The organism is Paeniglutamicibacter psychrophenolicus (genome assembly GCF_017876575.1).
In the GTDB taxonomy this organism is placed as follows: Bacteria; Actinomycetota; Actinomycetes; order Actinomycetales; family Micrococcaceae; genus Paeniglutamicibacter; species Paeniglutamicibacter psychrophenolicus.
This window is the reverse complement of record NZ_JAGIOE010000001.1, coordinates 4685458-4700681: the sequence shown is the minus strand read 5'-3', so window position 1 is coordinate 4700681 and position 15224 is coordinate 4685458. Positions and strand designations below refer to the sequence as shown.

Annotated in this window: 13 protein-coding genes; 8 read left to right on the top strand and 5 right to left on the bottom strand. The window is 67.8% G+C overall.

All coding sequences use genetic code 11. From position 1 onward, the window contains the following. Positions 1-12: 12 nt before the first annotated feature. From JOF46_RS21125 to JOF46_RS21105, 5 genes are all read left to right on the top strand, one after another. The gene (locus JOF46_RS21125) at positions 13-1533 is read left to right on the top strand and encodes a CoA-acylating methylmalonate-semialdehyde dehydrogenase (RefSeq protein WP_209911131.1); all 1521 of its coding nucleotides are present in this window, start codon (positions 13-15) and stop codon (positions 1531-1533) included. Between the two features lie 116 nt (positions 1534-1649). Further along, a complete protein-coding gene (locus tag JOF46_RS21120; RefSeq protein ID WP_209911128.1) occupies positions 1650-2582 on the top strand; it encodes a sugar phosphate isomerase/epimerase family protein in 933 nt (310 codons plus the stop codon). Between the two features lie 55 nt (positions 2583-2637). Continuing rightward, on the top strand, positions 2638-3651 hold the full coding sequence (locus tag JOF46_RS21115) for a Gfo/Idh/MocA family protein (RefSeq protein WP_209911125.1): 1014 nt from the start codon (positions 2638-2640) through the stop codon (positions 3649-3651). Between the two features lie 24 nt (positions 3652-3675). Further along, positions 3676-4548 (top strand): sugar phosphate isomerase/epimerase family protein, encoded by an 873-nt coding sequence (locus tag JOF46_RS21110; RefSeq protein WP_209911123.1) that lies wholly within the window; start codon positions 3676-3678, stop codon positions 4546-4548. 34 nt (positions 4549-4582) lie between these two features. Continuing rightward, positions 4583-6001 (top strand): sugar porter family MFS transporter, encoded by a 1419-nt coding sequence (locus tag JOF46_RS21105; RefSeq protein WP_281070119.1) that lies wholly within the window; start codon positions 4583-4585, stop codon positions 5999-6001. A 36-nt stretch (positions 6002-6037) separates the two neighbouring features. On the opposite strand, the gene JOF46_RS21100 is transcribed toward JOF46_RS21105, so the two are convergent. Then, positions 6038-7051, bottom strand: a complete 1014-nt coding sequence (locus tag JOF46_RS21100) for a LacI family DNA-binding transcriptional regulator (protein ID WP_209911120.1) — start codon at positions 7049-7051, stop codon at positions 6038-6040. A 109-nt stretch (positions 7052-7160) separates the two neighbouring features. Here JOF46_RS21100 and JOF46_RS21095 point away from each other — a divergent pair, with 109 nt between their 5' ends. Together JOF46_RS21095 and JOF46_RS21090 are read left to right on the top strand one after the other, a co-directional pair. Next, positions 7161-8249 carry a Gfo/Idh/MocA family oxidoreductase gene (locus tag JOF46_RS21095; RefSeq protein ID WP_209911117.1) on the top strand — a complete coding sequence of 363 codons (1089 nt, stop codon included), beginning with the start codon at positions 7161-7163 and terminating at the stop codon, positions 8247-8249. Continuing rightward, positions 8246-9016, top strand: coding sequence for a TIM barrel protein (locus JOF46_RS21090; RefSeq protein WP_342592526.1), 771 nt, complete (start codon positions 8246-8248; stop codon positions 9014-9016). Before JOF46_RS21095 ends, JOF46_RS21090 begins: the two co-directional genes overlap by 4 nt. On the opposite strand, the gene iolG is transcribed toward JOF46_RS21090, so the two are convergent. Further along, entirely contained in the window at positions 9013-10830 is a 1818-nt protein-coding gene (gene iolG / locus JOF46_RS22790; RefSeq protein WP_342592525.1) for an inositol 2-dehydrogenase, read from the bottom strand. The genes JOF46_RS21090 and iolG overlap by 4 nt on opposite strands. Further along, positions 10831-12021, bottom strand: coding sequence for a phytanoyl-CoA dioxygenase family protein (locus JOF46_RS21075; RefSeq protein WP_209911114.1), 1191 nt, complete (start codon positions 12019-12021; stop codon positions 10831-10833). A gap of 200 nt (positions 12022-12221) precedes the next feature. Between JOF46_RS21075 and JOF46_RS21070 the strand changes: the two genes are divergently transcribed. Continuing rightward, positions 12222-13253: a LacI family DNA-binding transcriptional regulator gene (locus JOF46_RS21070; RefSeq protein ID WP_209911112.1), complete on the top strand. Its 1032-nt coding sequence runs from the start codon at positions 12222-12224 to the stop codon at positions 13251-13253. A 198-nt stretch (positions 13254-13451) separates the two neighbouring features. On the opposite strand, the gene iolB is transcribed toward JOF46_RS21070, so the two are convergent. Together iolB and JOF46_RS21060 are read right to left on the bottom strand one after the other, a co-directional pair. Then, on the bottom strand, positions 13452-14345 hold the full coding sequence (gene iolB / locus JOF46_RS21065; protein WP_209911110.1) for a 5-deoxy-glucuronate isomerase: 894 nt from the start codon (positions 14343-14345) through the stop codon (positions 13452-13454). A gap of 37 nt (positions 14346-14382) precedes the next feature. Next, positions 14383-15123 carry a GntR family transcriptional regulator gene (locus JOF46_RS21060; RefSeq protein WP_209911107.1) on the bottom strand — a complete coding sequence of 247 codons (741 nt, stop codon included), beginning with the start codon at positions 15121-15123 and terminating at the stop codon, positions 14383-14385. Positions 15124-15224 lie beyond the last annotated feature (101 nt).

Genomic DNA, 15224 nt, shown 5'->3' with positions numbered 1-15224 from the left:
AGGAAAGCCGACATGAGCACCACCACCCAGGCCACCGCGGTGACCACCATCAACCACTTCATCAACGGGACCGAAACCGCCGGCGAGGGCAGCAACACCCAGCCGGTGTACAACCCCGCCACCGGCGAGGTCACCGCCAACCTGGCCCTGGCCTCCGCCGCCGACCTGGCCGCAACCGTCGCCGCGGCCCGCACCGCGGCCGATTCCTGGGGGGACACCTCCATCGCCAAGCGCACCGCGGTGCTCTTCAAGTTCCGCGAACTGCTGGTGGCCAACACCGACGCGCTGGCCCGCATCGTGACGTCCGAGCACGGCAAGGTCCTCTCCGACGCGGCGGGCGAGATCGGCCGCGGCATCGAGGTCGTGGAGTACGCCTGCGGCATCTCGCAGTCGCTCAAGGGCGAATTCTCCGACCAGGTCTCCACCGGCATCGACGTGTTCTCCTTCCGCCAGCCCCTGGGCGTGGTCGCGGGCATCACCCCGTTCAATTTCCCGGTCATGGTCCCGCTGTGGATGGCCCCGGTCGCCATCGCCGCGGGCAACGCCTTCATCCTCAAGCCCTCCGAACGCGACCCCTCCGCCGCGGTCTTCATGGCCCGACTCTTCAAGGAAGCCGGCCTGCCCGACGGCGTGTTCCAGGTGCTGCACGGCGGAAAGGAAACCGTCGACGGGCTGCTGAACCACCCGGACATCGACGGGATCTCCTTCGTCGGCTCCACCCCGATCGCCAAGTACGTCCACGAAACGGCAACCGCCAACGGCAAGCGCGTCCAGGCCCTTGGCGGGGCAAAGAACCACGCGGTCATCATGCCGGACGCCGACATGGAACTGGCCGCCGACCACCTCACCGCCGCAGCCTTCGGCTCGGCCGGACAGCGCTGCATGGCCATCTCCGTGGCCGTCGCCGTGGGTTCGGCCGCCGATGTGCTGGTGGACAAGCTGGTGGCCCGCGCCAACGACATCAAGGTCTCCCACGGCCTGGACGCCGAGGCGGACATGGGCCCGGTCATCACCCCGGCCTCCAAGACCCGCATCGAAAAGATCGTCGGCGAGGCCGCCGAAGCCGGGGCCGCGGTCATCGTCGACGGCCGCGACCTGGTCGTCGCCGACCACGAGAACGGCTTCTTCGTCGGCCCGACCATCATCGACAAGGTCAAGCGCGAAATGACCGCCTACACCGAGGAGGTCTTCGGACCCGTCCTGGCCGTCATCCGCGTCGACACCCTGGCCGAGGCCATCGAGGTGGTCAACGCCAACCCGTACGGCAACGGCACCGCGATCTTCACCTCCAACGGCGCCGACGCCCGCACCTACACCCGCAAGGTCCACGTCGGCATGGTCGGCGTCAACATCCCGCTGCCGGTGCCGGTGGCCTGGCACTCCTTCGGCGGCTGGAAGAACTCGCTCTACGGCGAGCACCACATCTACGGCCCGGACGGAGTGCGCTTCTACACCCGCGGCAAGGCCGTCACCCAGCGCTGGCCCGAACACAAGGAAGACTCCAACGCCTCCTTCGCGTTCCCGTCCAACTAGCACCACCGCCGCCTGCGCGGCAACCGCGCCGGCGGCGGGAAGCCTTCCCGCCGCCGACGCCGCCGCACCACCTGGCACCACACCCCCGCACGCCCCGGAAGAGAAAGGTCCGCCTGATGCCGGACACACCGAACAAATTGATCATCGGCACCGCGCCGGACTCCTGGGGCGTCTGGTTCCCCAACGACCCGAAGCAGACCCCGTGGGAGCGCTTCCTGGACGAGGTCGCCGAATCCGGCTACAAGACCATCGAACTGGGCCCCTACGGCTACCTGCCCACCGACCCGTCCCGGCTGGCCGACGAGCTGACGGCCCGTGACCTGAACGTCTGCGCCGGCACCGTGTTCACCGCCTTCCACCGCGGGCTCGACGGCTCCGCCGCGGCCTGGGACGAGGCCTGGGAACCGGCACGAAAGGTCGCCGAACTGACCGCGGCGATGGGCGGGGAACACATCGTGGTCATCCCGGCCATGTGGCGCGACGACGTCACCGGCCAAGCCGTGGAGGACGAGCACCTCTCCGACGGGGGCTGGGATGCGCTGTTCAAGGGCCACGACCGGCTGGGGAAGATCCTGGCCGAGGACTTCGGGCTCAAGCAGCAATTCCACTCCCATGCCGACTCCCATGTCTGCGCCCAGGAGGACATCGAACGGTTCCTGCAGCACACCGATCCGGCGCTGGCCAACCTCTGCCTGGACACCGGGCACGCCGAATACGGCGGGGCGTCCTCGCTGGAGCTGATCCGCAAGCACCCCGAGCGCATCGGCTACCTGCACCTGAAGCAGATCGACCCCGAGGTGCTGGCCACGGTGCGTGAGCAGAACCTGACCTGGGCCGCGGCCAACCTGGCCGGGGTCATGGTTGAGCCGCCGAACGGGCTGCCGGACCTGCGCGCGGTCATCGAGGCCGTCGAGGAACTCAACCGCCCGATCTACGGGATCGTGGAACAGGACATGTACCCGGTCGCCGACTTCTCGGTGCCGATGCCCATCGCCAAGCGCACCGCCACCCACCTGCTTTCCTGCGGCTCGCGCACCCGCGTCCGCTAAACCCCACCCCACCAGGCATCGCGGCCCGCGGGCCGGACAGAAAAGGAACACCAGCATGAGTCCAACATTGCGCGTAGCGGTCATCGGGGCCGGACGCATGGGAGCCGACCACATCCAGCGCCTGCACCACAGGATTTCCGGGGCCGAGGTCGCCGCCGTCGTGGACATCGACGAGGCCCGGGCCAACGCGGCCATCGCCGGCATCGAAGGCGCCGTGGCGCTCACCGATGCGCAGGCCGCCCTGGATTCCCCGGACGTGGACGCGCTCCTGATCGCAACCCCCGGCTTCCTGCACCACGACATCCTGCTCAAGGCCCTGGAACGCGACATCCCGATCCTGTGCGAAAAGCCGTTGACCCCCGACGCTGCGTCGTCCTGGGAAATCGTGCAGGCCGAGGCCAAACTCGGCCGCAAGCGCATCCAGGTCGGCTTCATGCGCCGCTACGACGCCGAATACGCGCAGCTGCGCGCACTGGTCGCCGGCGGGGAGTTGGGCGAGCTGCTGATGCTCCACCACCAGCACCGCAACCCCGACACCCCGGCCGGCTTCACCAACGAGATGCTGATCAACGACTCGGTCGTCCACGAATTCGACGCCATCCGCTTCTTCACGAACGAGGAAATCACCTCGGTGCAGGTGCGCCTGGGCAAGGCCACGAAGAACGCGCCGGCGGGCCAGCACGACCCGCAGCACGTGCTGATCGAGACCGAATCCGGGGTGCTGGCGGACGTGGAGATCTACGTCAACGCGCTCTTCGGCTACGAGGTCGCCACCCAGGCTTCCTTCGAGACCGGCATCGTGTCCATCGGCAACGATTCGGGCCCCTACGTACGCACCGCGGGCAAGTGGGGCGGCAACGTCACCCCCGGCTTCGAGGAACGTTTCGGCGCCGCCTACGACACCGAGATCCAGGCCTGGGTCGACGCCGCGGCCAAGGGTGAGCTGGGCGGCCCCAGCGCCTGGGACGGCTACGCCACCGCCGCCTGCTGCGAGGCCGGCGTCGAGGCCCAGCGCACCGGGCAGAAGGTCGCCGTGAAACTGAACGCCAAGCCCTCCCTGTACAGCTAGCCACCAGACCCCAGGAGCCAGAGAATGAAGATCGCCCTTGACCCGACACCGTTCCACCACACGCACTCGCTGCTAGAATTTCCGGCGCTGGCCGCGGAACTCGGCTACAAGTACCTGCAGCTGACCCCGCACCAGGACCTGCTGCCCTTCTTCAAGCACCCGAAGGCCGACGACGCACTGGTCGCGGACCTGAAGGCCGCGTGCAAGAAGGCCGGTGTCGAGGTTGCCTCGGTGCTGCCGGTGCACAAGTGGTCCTCCCCGGACCCGGTGCTGCGCGAGGCCGCCGTGCGCTACTGGAAGCGCGCCATCCAGATCACCGTGGATTTGGGCGTGAACCAGATGAACACCGAGTTCTCCGGCCGCCCGGAGCAGCCGGAGGAATCCGAGGCCGCGTTCTACCGCTCCATGGAGGAACTGGTCCCGCTCTTCGAGTCCGAGGGCATCAACGTGGCCTTCGACCCGCACCCGGACGACTTCGTGGAGGAAGGACTGGCCTGCTGGCGGGTCATCCGCGGGGTCAACTCCCCGAACCTGTCCTTCGCCTACGTCGCGGCGCACACCTTCCACATGAAGGACGAGCCGCTGGAGATCATGGCGGCGGTCGGCGAGAAGCTGCGTGTGGTGCACGTGGCGGACACCATGGACCACCAGGCCTCGCACGGGCTGCGCTACATCACCAACCCGCCGGGCAACGCGGTGCGCGTGCACCAGCACCTGAAGATCGGTGACGGGGATGTGAACTGGGACGAGTTCTTCGGCGGCCTGGCGGAAAACGGCTTCACCGCACGCGACGAAACCGTCATGGTCTCGTGTGTCTTTGCGGAGAACGAAAACGCCAAGGAAGTCGCAAAGTACCAGTTGCGCACCATGCAGGACTACGTTTCAAGCACCCTGTAGACGCGGGGCGAAGGTGAAAGCGGATTTTCGGATGATGACAGAGATGAAAGCCACCGTGAAGGCAGGAATTGCTGCCAAGGCGGAGGCCAACCCCAAGAAATTCATGCGCAAGGTCGCATTGTTCTCCACCTTCGGCGGACTGCTCTTCGGCTACGACACCGGGGTGATCAACGGGGCATTGCCGTTCATGCAACGCGACCTGGGGCTCAGCCCGATGGCCGAGGGACTGGTCACCTCCACGCTGCTGCTCGGCGCCGCCTTCGGGGCCCTGTTTGCCGGACGCCTCTCCGACACCTACGGCCGGCGAAAGACCATCATGGGGCTGGCGATCATCTTCGCGGTGGCCACGATCGGGTGCTCGATCTCCCCGACCGTCGGGCTGCTGGTGCTCTCACGCACCGTGCTGGGACTGGCGGTGGGCGGGGCCTCGGTGATCGTCCCGGTGTACCTGGCCGAGATGTCGCCCGCGGCCCAACGCGGGCGCATCGTCACGCAGAACGAGCTGATGATCGTCACCGGCCAGTTCCTGGCCTTCACCTTCAACGCGGTGCTGGGGAACATGTTCCCCGAGGCGAACCACATCTGGCGCTACATGCTGGTGATTGCCACGCTGCCGGCCGTGGTGCTGTGGTTCGGGATGCTGGTGCTGCCCGAATCCCCGCGCTGGCTGGCCTCGGCCGGACGCTACGACGCGGTCCTGGACGTGTTGGGCCGCACGCGGCGGGCCGAGGACGTCAAGGGGGAGTTCGAGGAGGTCCGGCAGGCCGCCCGCGAGGACTACCAGTCCAAGATGGGCGGGTTCAAGGACCTGATGGTCCCGTGGGTGCGGCGGATCTTCGTGATCGGGCTGGGCATGGCCGTGATCAACCAGATCAGCGGCATCAACGCCATCATGTACTACGGCACCACGATCCTCTCGTCCTCGGGTTTCGGGGACCGCGGCGCCTTGATTGCCAATGTGCTCAACGGGGTCACCAGCGTGCTGGCGGTGCTGGCCGGAATCTGGATGATGAGCCGGCTGCCGCGCAAAAAGATGCTGGTCATGGGGCTGACCGGCACCGCGATCTCGTTGACGGCCATCGCCCTGGTGTCCCTGCTGGTGGACGAGGGGCTGTTGCGCGGCTTCCTGGTGCTGCTGTTCATGGTGACGTTCCTGGCCTCCATGCAGTCGTGCATCGGCACGGTGACCTGGCTGACGATGTCCGAGATCTTCCCGATGCACGTGCGCGGGGTCGGCATGGGAATCTGCGTGTTCGTGCTGTGGATCGTGAATTTCCTGGTCGGTTTCCTCTTCCCGCAGCTGGTTGCCGGGATCGGGATAGCCCCGACCTTCCTGATCTTCGTGGCGCTGCAGGTCATCGCCATCGTGTGGGTCAAGCGCTCCGTGCCCGAAACCAGCGGCAAGACGCTGGAGGAACTCGAGCAGCACTTCAAGGGCGCCGAAGTCTCCTGACCATTGCTGGCCACGGCCCCGGGCGGGGAGCGAGGGTCAGGAAGCCGGTGCGATGCCGGTGCTGTTGCGCACGACCAGTGCCGGGGCATGCCGTTGCAGCCCCGGCCCCTGGCCCGCCAGCCGGGCCACGGCCCGCTCGATGGCCGCGCGGGCCAGGGCCGCCACGTCCTGGCGCACGCTGCTGAGCCCGATGTGCGCCAGCCGGGCAAACTGGCTGTCATCGAACCCCACGACGGAGATGTCGGCAGGAACCGCCAGGCCTGCGCGCTCCAGCGCGTCCACGACCCCCAGCGCACAGCGGTCGTTGAACACCACCAGGGCGCTGGGCGCCGGGTGCCGTGGATCGGCCAGCAGGCGTCCAGCCGCCGCGGCACCCTCGCGTTCATCCGCCCCGGCCGGCAGCACGCGTGCCAGATCGCCCAGCGAATGGCGCTCCATGGCCGCGAGGTAGGCGCTCCGGCGTTCGGCCGAGGCCACCGCACCGCCGCCGTCCAGGTGGAAGATCCTTCGGTGCCCGAGGCCGACCAGGTGGGCCACGGCCTGGTCCACCCCCGATGCGTCATCGGTGCACACCGAGTCGATTCCCGGAACCTCGCGCAGCAGGCTGACGAGCGGGAGCCTGGCGTCCACCGCGGCGAGTTCCGCACGAGTGCCGGAGGCTGCGATCGCCAGGATGGCCTCGCACCCCGAATCGGCCAGCCCCTCCAGCGCCCTGGCCTCGCTTCGGTGTTTCCCGACGGCCCCGAGCACGACCTCGTAGCCGTGTTCCTCGGCGGCGGCATAGATCTCGTCAACGAGCTCGGCATGGAACGGTTCGTCCAGTCGCAGCGAGACCCCCAGCAGGCCTGAGCGCAGCGAACGCAGGGCCCGGGCCCGGCTGTCGGGCCTGTAGCCAAGGGCTTGGGCGGCGGCCTTGACCTTGAGGCGGGAGGCTTCGCTGGCGCCTTCGGCCCCCCGCATCACGATCGATGCCAGGGCCACCGACACCCCCGACTCCCTGGCGACATCGGCCAGGGTGGTGCGGCGTGGGGGCGGGGCGGATTGATTCATTTCGGGCCTTCCGGGAGTTCTTCTAGAACGATCTAGACGACTGACTAACAGTGTGGCATAGTTGCCGGGACAGCAGAAACTAGAACGTTCTAGAAGGATCGTGAACCACATGGCCTATTCCCCGAACACCCCGCCAATCCCGGAACCCATCCGCATCGCGGTCATCGGCTGCGGCTGGATCGGCGCGTTCCACGCCCGCTCCCTCGCCGGCCACCTGCCCGGAGTGCGGCTCGAAGCCGTCGCCGACCCGGCGCCCGGCGCTGCCGCGGCGCTGGCCGCCGAGCTGGGGATCGCCAAGCACACCACAGACCCGGCGGATCTGTTCGCCGACCCGGATGTCGACGGGGTGCTCATTGCCGCGCCCTCCGCCTTCCACGCCACGCTGATCGCCCAGGCCGCCGCCGCAGGGAAGCATGTGTTCAGCGAAAAGCCCGCTGGCCTGGACCTGGTGGAGCTGGAAGGTGCGCTGGATGCCGTGGACCGCGCCGGTGTCGAATTCCAGATCGGCTTCAACCGCCGCTTTGCCGCCGACTTCGCCGAAGCCAAGAACCGCATCAACGCCGGGGACATCGGAAGCGTGCAGCTCATGCGTTCGCTGACCCGCGACCCGGGCACCGCCGCCGGGATCGGGCACGCGGAACGCATCAAGCCCAACACCATCTTCCTGGAGACGCTGATCCATGACTTTGACACCCTGAACTGGTTCAACGAGGGCGCCCGGGTCACCGAGGTGCGTGCCATGGCCGATGCCCTGGTGGAACCGTCCTTCAAGGGCGGGGGACTGCTGGACACCGCCGTGGTGACCCTGCGCTACGACAACGGCGCGATCGCCGTGGCCGAGGCCAGCTTCAGCGCCCTCTACGGCTATGACGTGCGCGGGGAGGTCTTCGGTTCCGCCGGCATGGCCACCGCCGGGAACCCGGTGCAGCTGGCCACCGGCACATTCACCGCGGCCGGTGCGCAGGCCCCCACCGAGCGGCTGAACATCGAGCTCTTTGCCGGGGCGTACCGGTCGGAACTTGCCCACTTTGCCCAGCTGATCGCGGCCCGCAACGGCCACGCCGAGGCCCCTGCCGTTCCCACCCCGGGGGCCCAGGCGGCACGTGATGCCCTGGAAATCGCGCTGGCCTGCGTTGAATCCGTGCGCACCGGCGAAGCGGTCCGGCTGGTCCGCGAAACCGCCGGCGGTGCCCTGTGAGCCTGGAGCTGGCCGTCTGCGCCGAGATGGTGTTCCTTGACCTGCCATTCACCCAGCGGGTCGAGAAGATCCACGAGCTGGGCTTTGCCGTGGAAATGTGGGACTCGCGCACCAAGGACATCGCCGCGCTGGCGGCCACCGGCGCGAACTTCTCCTCGATGACCGGTTACAGCGCCGGTTCCCTGATCGACCCGGACAGTTGCGGCGAGGTGCTGCGCACCGCCGCCGAACTGGTCCCCGCCGCACTGGAACTGGGCATCGAACGGCTGGTGGTGCACCCGGCCGAACTCATCGACGGACAGGCGGCCCGGCCGCTGTTCCGGGCCACGGGCCAGATGTGGCTGACCGCGGCCCGCACCCTGGAAAAGCTCGGCGAGCTCGGGGCCGAACACGGCCTGGTGTTCACCGTGGAAAACCTGAACACCGTCCTGGACCACCCCGGCATCCCGCTGGCCCGGGCCAAGGACACCCTGGCCCTGGTGGCCGGGGTCGGGCACCCGAACGTGAAGATGATGCTTGACCTGTACCACGCGCAGATCGGGGAGGGGAACCTGATCGCGTTGCTGCGCGACTCGATCGACCACCTCGGGGAGGTTCAGGTGGCCGACGTTCCGGGGCGCTGTGAACCGGGCACCGGGGAGATCAACTACCCGGCCATCGCCGCGGCGCTGCGTGCCCTGGGCTACACCGGGACCGTGGGCCTTGAAGGGTGGGCCTCCGGCGACTCGGAGGCCGCCCTCGCCGGTTTCAGGAACGCATTCGCCTAATCGTGGGCCCCGGGAACGCTCTGGTCCCAGTCGATCACCGAACCGGTGACGACCCCCGAGCGCCCCGAGAGCAGGAACACCACGAAGTCGGCGATCTCGTCGGGCTGGCCGAGCTTGCCCATCGGTACGGAGGCCGAGGCCTTGGCCAGCCAGTCGTCTCCTCCTCCGTGGAAGCGGCGCTGGATGGCGTCTTCGCCCTCGGTGGCGGTCCAGCCGATGTTCAGCCCGTTGATCCGGATCCGGTCCCAGCGGTGGGCATGGGCCGCGTTGCGCACCAACCCCGCCAGCCCGGACTTGGACGCCACATAGGGTGCCAGATAGGGCTGCCCGCCGTGCTCGGACATGGTCACGATGTTGACGATGTTCCCGCCGGCCCCGCGTTCCACCAGGTGCGCGATGGCCTCCTGCATGATGAAGAACGGGGCCCTCAGGTTCACCGCGACGTGCGCGTCGAAGAGCGCCTCGTCGGTGTCCAGCATGGTCCCGCGGGTGGTCAGGCCCGCGGCATTGACCACCAGGTCCACGCGCCCGAAGCGTTCGATGGTCCCTGTGACTGTGGCCCGTGCCTCGGCCACGACGGCGAGGTCCGCGGCGATGAATTCGGTGGGCGTGCCCGCGCCCGTGAGCTCGGCGGCCAGTGCCCGCCCCGGCTCGGCCCTCCTCCCGGTGACAGTGATGCCCTCGGCTCCCTGGGCGGCGGCGGCCCGGGCGATGGCTGCGCCCAGGCCCTGGGTGCCGCCGGAGACCAGCAGGACCTTGCCGGCGAGCAGGTTCTGAAGGCTCACCGGGAAACCACCGCCCCGGCGGATCTCGGACACGGCCACCGTCCGCTTTTCCCGCACCGAGAGCAACGCGGCCTCGGCCAGCTCAAGGGCCGCGATCCCGTCCTCGAGCCCGGGCACCGGAGCGGTGCCCCGCAGCACGCAGGACACGAAGTAGTCCAGCTCCTCGGCATACGCCCTTGCATAGCGTTCCAGGAAGAAGGGCTGGAACGCGCCGGCGGTGCCGGTGCCGGAGGCGGTGGAGCGCCGCACCATCGTGTCGGTCATGTTCGCGACCTCCAACATGCCCGAGGCACCGAAGGCCTCCAGCCGCTGGTCGTACCCGGAAGCGCAATGCCGGGAGTTGGAAATGCTGACCAGCGCGCCGGAGGCGGCACGCAGGGTGATCAGCACCGTGTCGTAGTCGCCCAGGGCGGCGATGCCCTCGTCGAACAGGTTTGATCCGTGGGCGGTGACCTCCACGATGTCGGGCAGGAAGCTGCGGGCCATGTCCAGGTCGTGGATGGACTGGTCCTTGAAGATCCCGCCGGAGGACTCGAGGTAGCCCAGCGGTGCCGGTGCCGGGTCGCGGCTGGTGATGCCCAGGTTTTCCAGGGTGCCGATCTCCCCGGCTTCCACCGCCTCGCGCACCTCCTTGAAGGACGGGTCGAAGCGGCGGTTGAAGCCCATCATGATCGGTGCGGTGGCACCCGCGGTCGCCTCGCGGCAGGCCCGGGCGCGGGCCAGGTCCAGGTCGACCGGTTTTTCGCAGAGCACCGCGATGCCGCGCCGGGAGGCCTCGATGATCAAATCCACGTGGGTCGAGGTGGGCGAGCAGATCAGCAGCGCGTCTAGGGCCGGATCCTCCAGCACACCGGCCGCATCGGCGGTGGCAGTGGCCCCGTGCAGGGCGGCGACCTCACGGGCCGAATCGAGCATCGGGTCCGCCACCCAGGCGAAGTCAATCCCGGGGTGGGCGGCCAGGTTGGCCGCATGGACCCGTCCGATGCGGCCCGAGCCGAGCAGCCCGACCCTCAATATGCGCTTTTCCACTTACTTTGCCTCCGTCATTCGTCGGGAGCCCTGGGCGTCCAGGGCCTGGTTCAATTCTTCCGGGGCCGCGTCGCGCCCCAGGTGTTCGCGGACCACATCGGCCTGCGACAGCGGTGCCAGGCCGCCGATGGGCTGGTCCGAATCCAGGTTCGTGGGGAACGCATAGCCCTCGGCAGAGGCGGAAATGACGTTGTCCAGGACCGCCTGCGGGATTCCCGCGGCCTTCAGGTCCAGCAACACCGGGTACAGGGCCTTGCCCATGGCGGTGCGGTCCACCGTTTCCATGGCCCGCCCGAACGCCGAGGAGACCTGCAGCAGGTTGGCCATGCGCTTGATGTCGGTCGAGACGTTGCTTCCGGCACCGTGGAACAGCGCCGGGTTGAAGAAGGCGGCATCGCCCTTGTCCAGGGGCAGCTGGACGTGGTTGGCCTGGAAGTATTCGGTGAAGTCCTCCCGGTGGAAGGCCACGTAGCCCGGGGCGTATTTGTGGGAGTGCGGCAGGTAGAGGGTGGGACCCGATTCCAGGGGCATGTCGCAGTGTGCGACGGCCCCCTGCAGCGTCAGCGCCGGGGTGAGCAGGTGGACGTGGGCAGGGTAGGCGGAGGCCTGCTCGGCGGACATGAAGCCCAGGTGGTAGTCGCGGTGTGCGCGCTGGGCGCCGCCGCCGGGGTTCACCACGTTGACCTGGCTGGTCACCTGGTAGTTGGGGCCCAGCCACGCCTCGGACACCAATGCCAGCACGTCCGAGGAATAGTACTCGGCAAAGACCTCCGGTTCGGCCAGGGCCAGCTTGTCCAGCGCACCCCAGACCCTGTCGTTGGCGCCCGGCTTGGCGAAGTGGTCCCCGCCGGTGACCCCTGCGGCCTTCTGTGCCGCGATCAGGCGGTTGAAGGCGCCGGTGGCACGGTCCACGACGCCCAGATCGGGGAAGGCACCCTTGAACACCACGATGCCCGGGCCCTCGGTGAGTGCACGGGCCAACTCGGCCTGGACGTCGGCGCGCTCGGCCGGGTCGTCCAGGTAGGAGTGCAGCCGCGGGCCGTAGATGAGCACGTTCTGTTCCACGGCGTCGGCATACGGGTAGTCCTGAATGAGGGTCTGGGTGGAGACGATCTGCGCGAAGTCCTCCAGATTGCAGTCTTCGGTCCGGAACCAGCGTGCGGCGCCTGCCGAGGTCGAGGTGGTGGTCATGTTTTTGTCCTTTCGGAAAGCCGGTGCGCAAAGCGCTCCGGTGCGAATCGGGTACCTCAGGAACCCCTCAAGTTCGCCGCCGTGTGCCGTGCCGGCCGGCGGGGTTGCAGTGGTCTTCCCGGTACCACCTATTCTCCGGAAGTGCGGCGGTGGGATACTAGGGAAGAATCCATCAAAAACACCTCAGGAAGGCCAGGAACATGGCGCACCGGTTCTCCATCAGGGAAGTTGCCCGGCAGGCGGGGGTCAGCGACGCCACGGTGGACCGCGTCCTCCATTCCAGGCCCGGCGTCAGGCCCGCGACCATCGGCCTGGTCAGGCAGGCCATCGCGGACCTGGAGGCGCAAAGTACGCAGCTTGAGCTCTCCGGGCGGCGGTTCATGATCGACGTGGTGGTCGATGCCCCGGCCAGGTTCCACATGGCGGCCCGACGTGCGTTGGAGGCCGAACTGCCGTTGCTTCGCCCGGCAGTATTCCGGGCGCGCTTCCACATGCGAGAGCGCTGGGGTTCGGGATCACTGGTGCTGCAGCTCGATGCGATTGCCCGGCGGGGGTCGCACGGGGTGCTGCTCAAGGCACCCGATACGCCCGAGATCGCCGCCGCGATCCAGCGACTGGCCCGGGCCGGGATTCCCGTGGTCACCTTCGTCACCGATGTGCCGGGCAGCCCGCGGCTGGCCTATGTGGGCATGGACAACCGTGCCGCCGGTGCCACGGCCGCATACCTGATGCACTCATGGCTGGCCGGGCGCCACGGGTCGGTGGCCGTGACCCTGAGCAACGGGATCTTCCAGGGCGAGGAGGAACGGGAGACCGGCTTCCGTTCCACGATGCGTGCCCTGGGCGGGCGGCGCGAGGTGCATTACCTGCCGGCCTCGGACGGACTGGACGGCACCGCCTACGAGGTCATGCGCGCGGCGCTCGCCGAACACCAGGACCTGTCCGGGCTCTACTCGCCCGGCGGAGGAAACCCCGGGTTGGCCAGGGCCTGGCGGGAATCGGGGCACCTGCCCAAGGTGTTCATCGGGCATGACCTGAACCCGGAAAACGCACTCCTGCTCTCCGACGGAACCCTGAGCGTCGTGCTGCACCACAACCTGCAGGGGGACATGCATTCGGCCTGCCGGGCGCTGATGCATTTTCACGGGGCGCTGCCCGGGACCTGGGCGCCCCCGTCCACGCCCATCGACGTGATCACCCCGTACAACATGCCTGCCGGGCCGCACCGGTAGGCGGTTCGCCATCGTCCACCGGCCATCCATGATCCGGGCGGTGCCCCATGGCCTCGCTCGTCGGTGAGGCCATGGTCGAGTCCATGCGCAGCGGCGGTGCCTTCGTCCCGGTGCATTACCGATCAATGGCCTCAGCGGGCTTTAACGCATTGGTGCCGTATCCGGGAATCCCGGATACGGCACCAGCCTGCAGCTTGACTAGGACGTGAAAGGCAGCCGAGGATCAATCGACTCCTGGTCCCAGATGCTTCGAACCCAGCCGTGGTGGGGGTCGTCGCTGATCAGCCACTCGCGCACACTGCCCGGCCCGGCCATGACATTGAGGTAGTACAGGTCGTAGCCCGGTGCCGCCATGGCGGGCCCGTGCCAGCCGTAGGGAACCAGCACGACGTCGCCGGTGCGCACCTCGACGTTCACGTCGATGGGGCGCTCATCGGAGGCGTAGACGCGGGCGTAGCCCACCGGATCGCTCTCCTCGGGGGCGGGAGAATCCCTGGCCACGCGGGTCTCGAAGTAGTAGATCTCCTCGAGGTTGGACTCCCCGTCCTTCTCCTCGTCGTGCTTGTGCGGGGGATAGGAAGACCAGTTGCCTGCCGGGGTGATGACCTCGCAGACGATGAAGCGGTCGGCCTCCAGCGCCGCGGGCGTGCCGAAGTTGTGGACCTGGCGCGAGCAGTTGCCCGCTCCGCGAAGTTCAACCGGTGTCTGGGCAGCCGTGACCAGCCGCGTGGGGTAGGCGGCCCGGGCCGGTGCCAGCGCCACGGCAAAGCGGCCACCTGCCGCAGAGGAGACCGTCACAGCGGTGTCGATGCCGGTGTACAGGACGTCCGATGGCCCGTTGAACACCGAGGGGCGCCCGGCAAGTTCATGGTCCTGGCCGTCAACCGCGGCGTTAAAGGCCCCTTGCAGCGGGACGATGATGCGTTCCTCCGCCGCCGCAGGCATCGACAGCGATTCGCCGGGTGCAAGGACCGCGATCTTGATGCCGGTGTGCGCCCAACCGGGAACATCCAGTTCTGAATCAACTGCGCCGATAGATGTTTGCCATGCTCCGTCGGTGGCTGTTCCGGCCGGATATACCCAATCTGTCAAGGTTCTGCCCTTTCGAGGTTCCTGGTGCCCGGCATTTCTAGCGCTGGACGAGAGTCATTTCAAAGCTGTATGAATCAGCCCGGTACACGTGGCTGCCGGTCTCCACGCTGCGGCCGGTGTCATCGACAGCAGTGCGTTCCATGGTCACCAGCGCAGAGCCCTCGGCGACCTTCAGCAGCGGGGCCTGGTAGTCGTTGGCGATCATGGCGCCGATCCGCTGGTTCGCCAGCCGGAAATTCACGCCCGCATCACGCAGGATCTGGTAGAGCCCGCGCTCGTTGAGCGATTGCTCGTCGATGGTGACGATGTCGTCGCGCACCCAGTTTTCCATCAGTGCCAGCGGGCTGCCGTCCACGCTGCGCAGGCGCGTGAAGTGGTAGACCTGCACCCCGGCCGGGAGCTTCATCAGGTCGGCCACGCGTTTGTCGGCAGGGCCGTGGCTGAAGCTCAGCGATTCGGTGGTCGGAGTCTTCCCGGAACGTTCAAGGTCGTCGTTGAGGCTGGAAAGCTCCAGGTGCCGACGCACCTGGCTGGAGACGACCTGGGTTCCCACGCCGCGCTTGCGCACCAACAGCCCCGAGCGGACCAGTTCGTCCATGGCCTTGCGCATGGTTGGGCGTGAAAGATTCAGGCGCTGCGCCAGATCGATCTCGTTCTCCAGGCGGCTGCCGGCTTCCAGCGTTCCGTCGTGGATGGCGGTCTCGATGCCCTGGACGATCTGGTGGTAAAGCGGCACGGGGGACGAACGATCAATCTGGATATTCAGGTCCACGCTCAATTGTTTCCTCCATGAAACCCGTTGGCATTCCGCACGAATAGTTTGACAAGACATTCTAACTTGAGTTGAGCATAGCAGCCCAGATGCTCATGGAGGAGGCT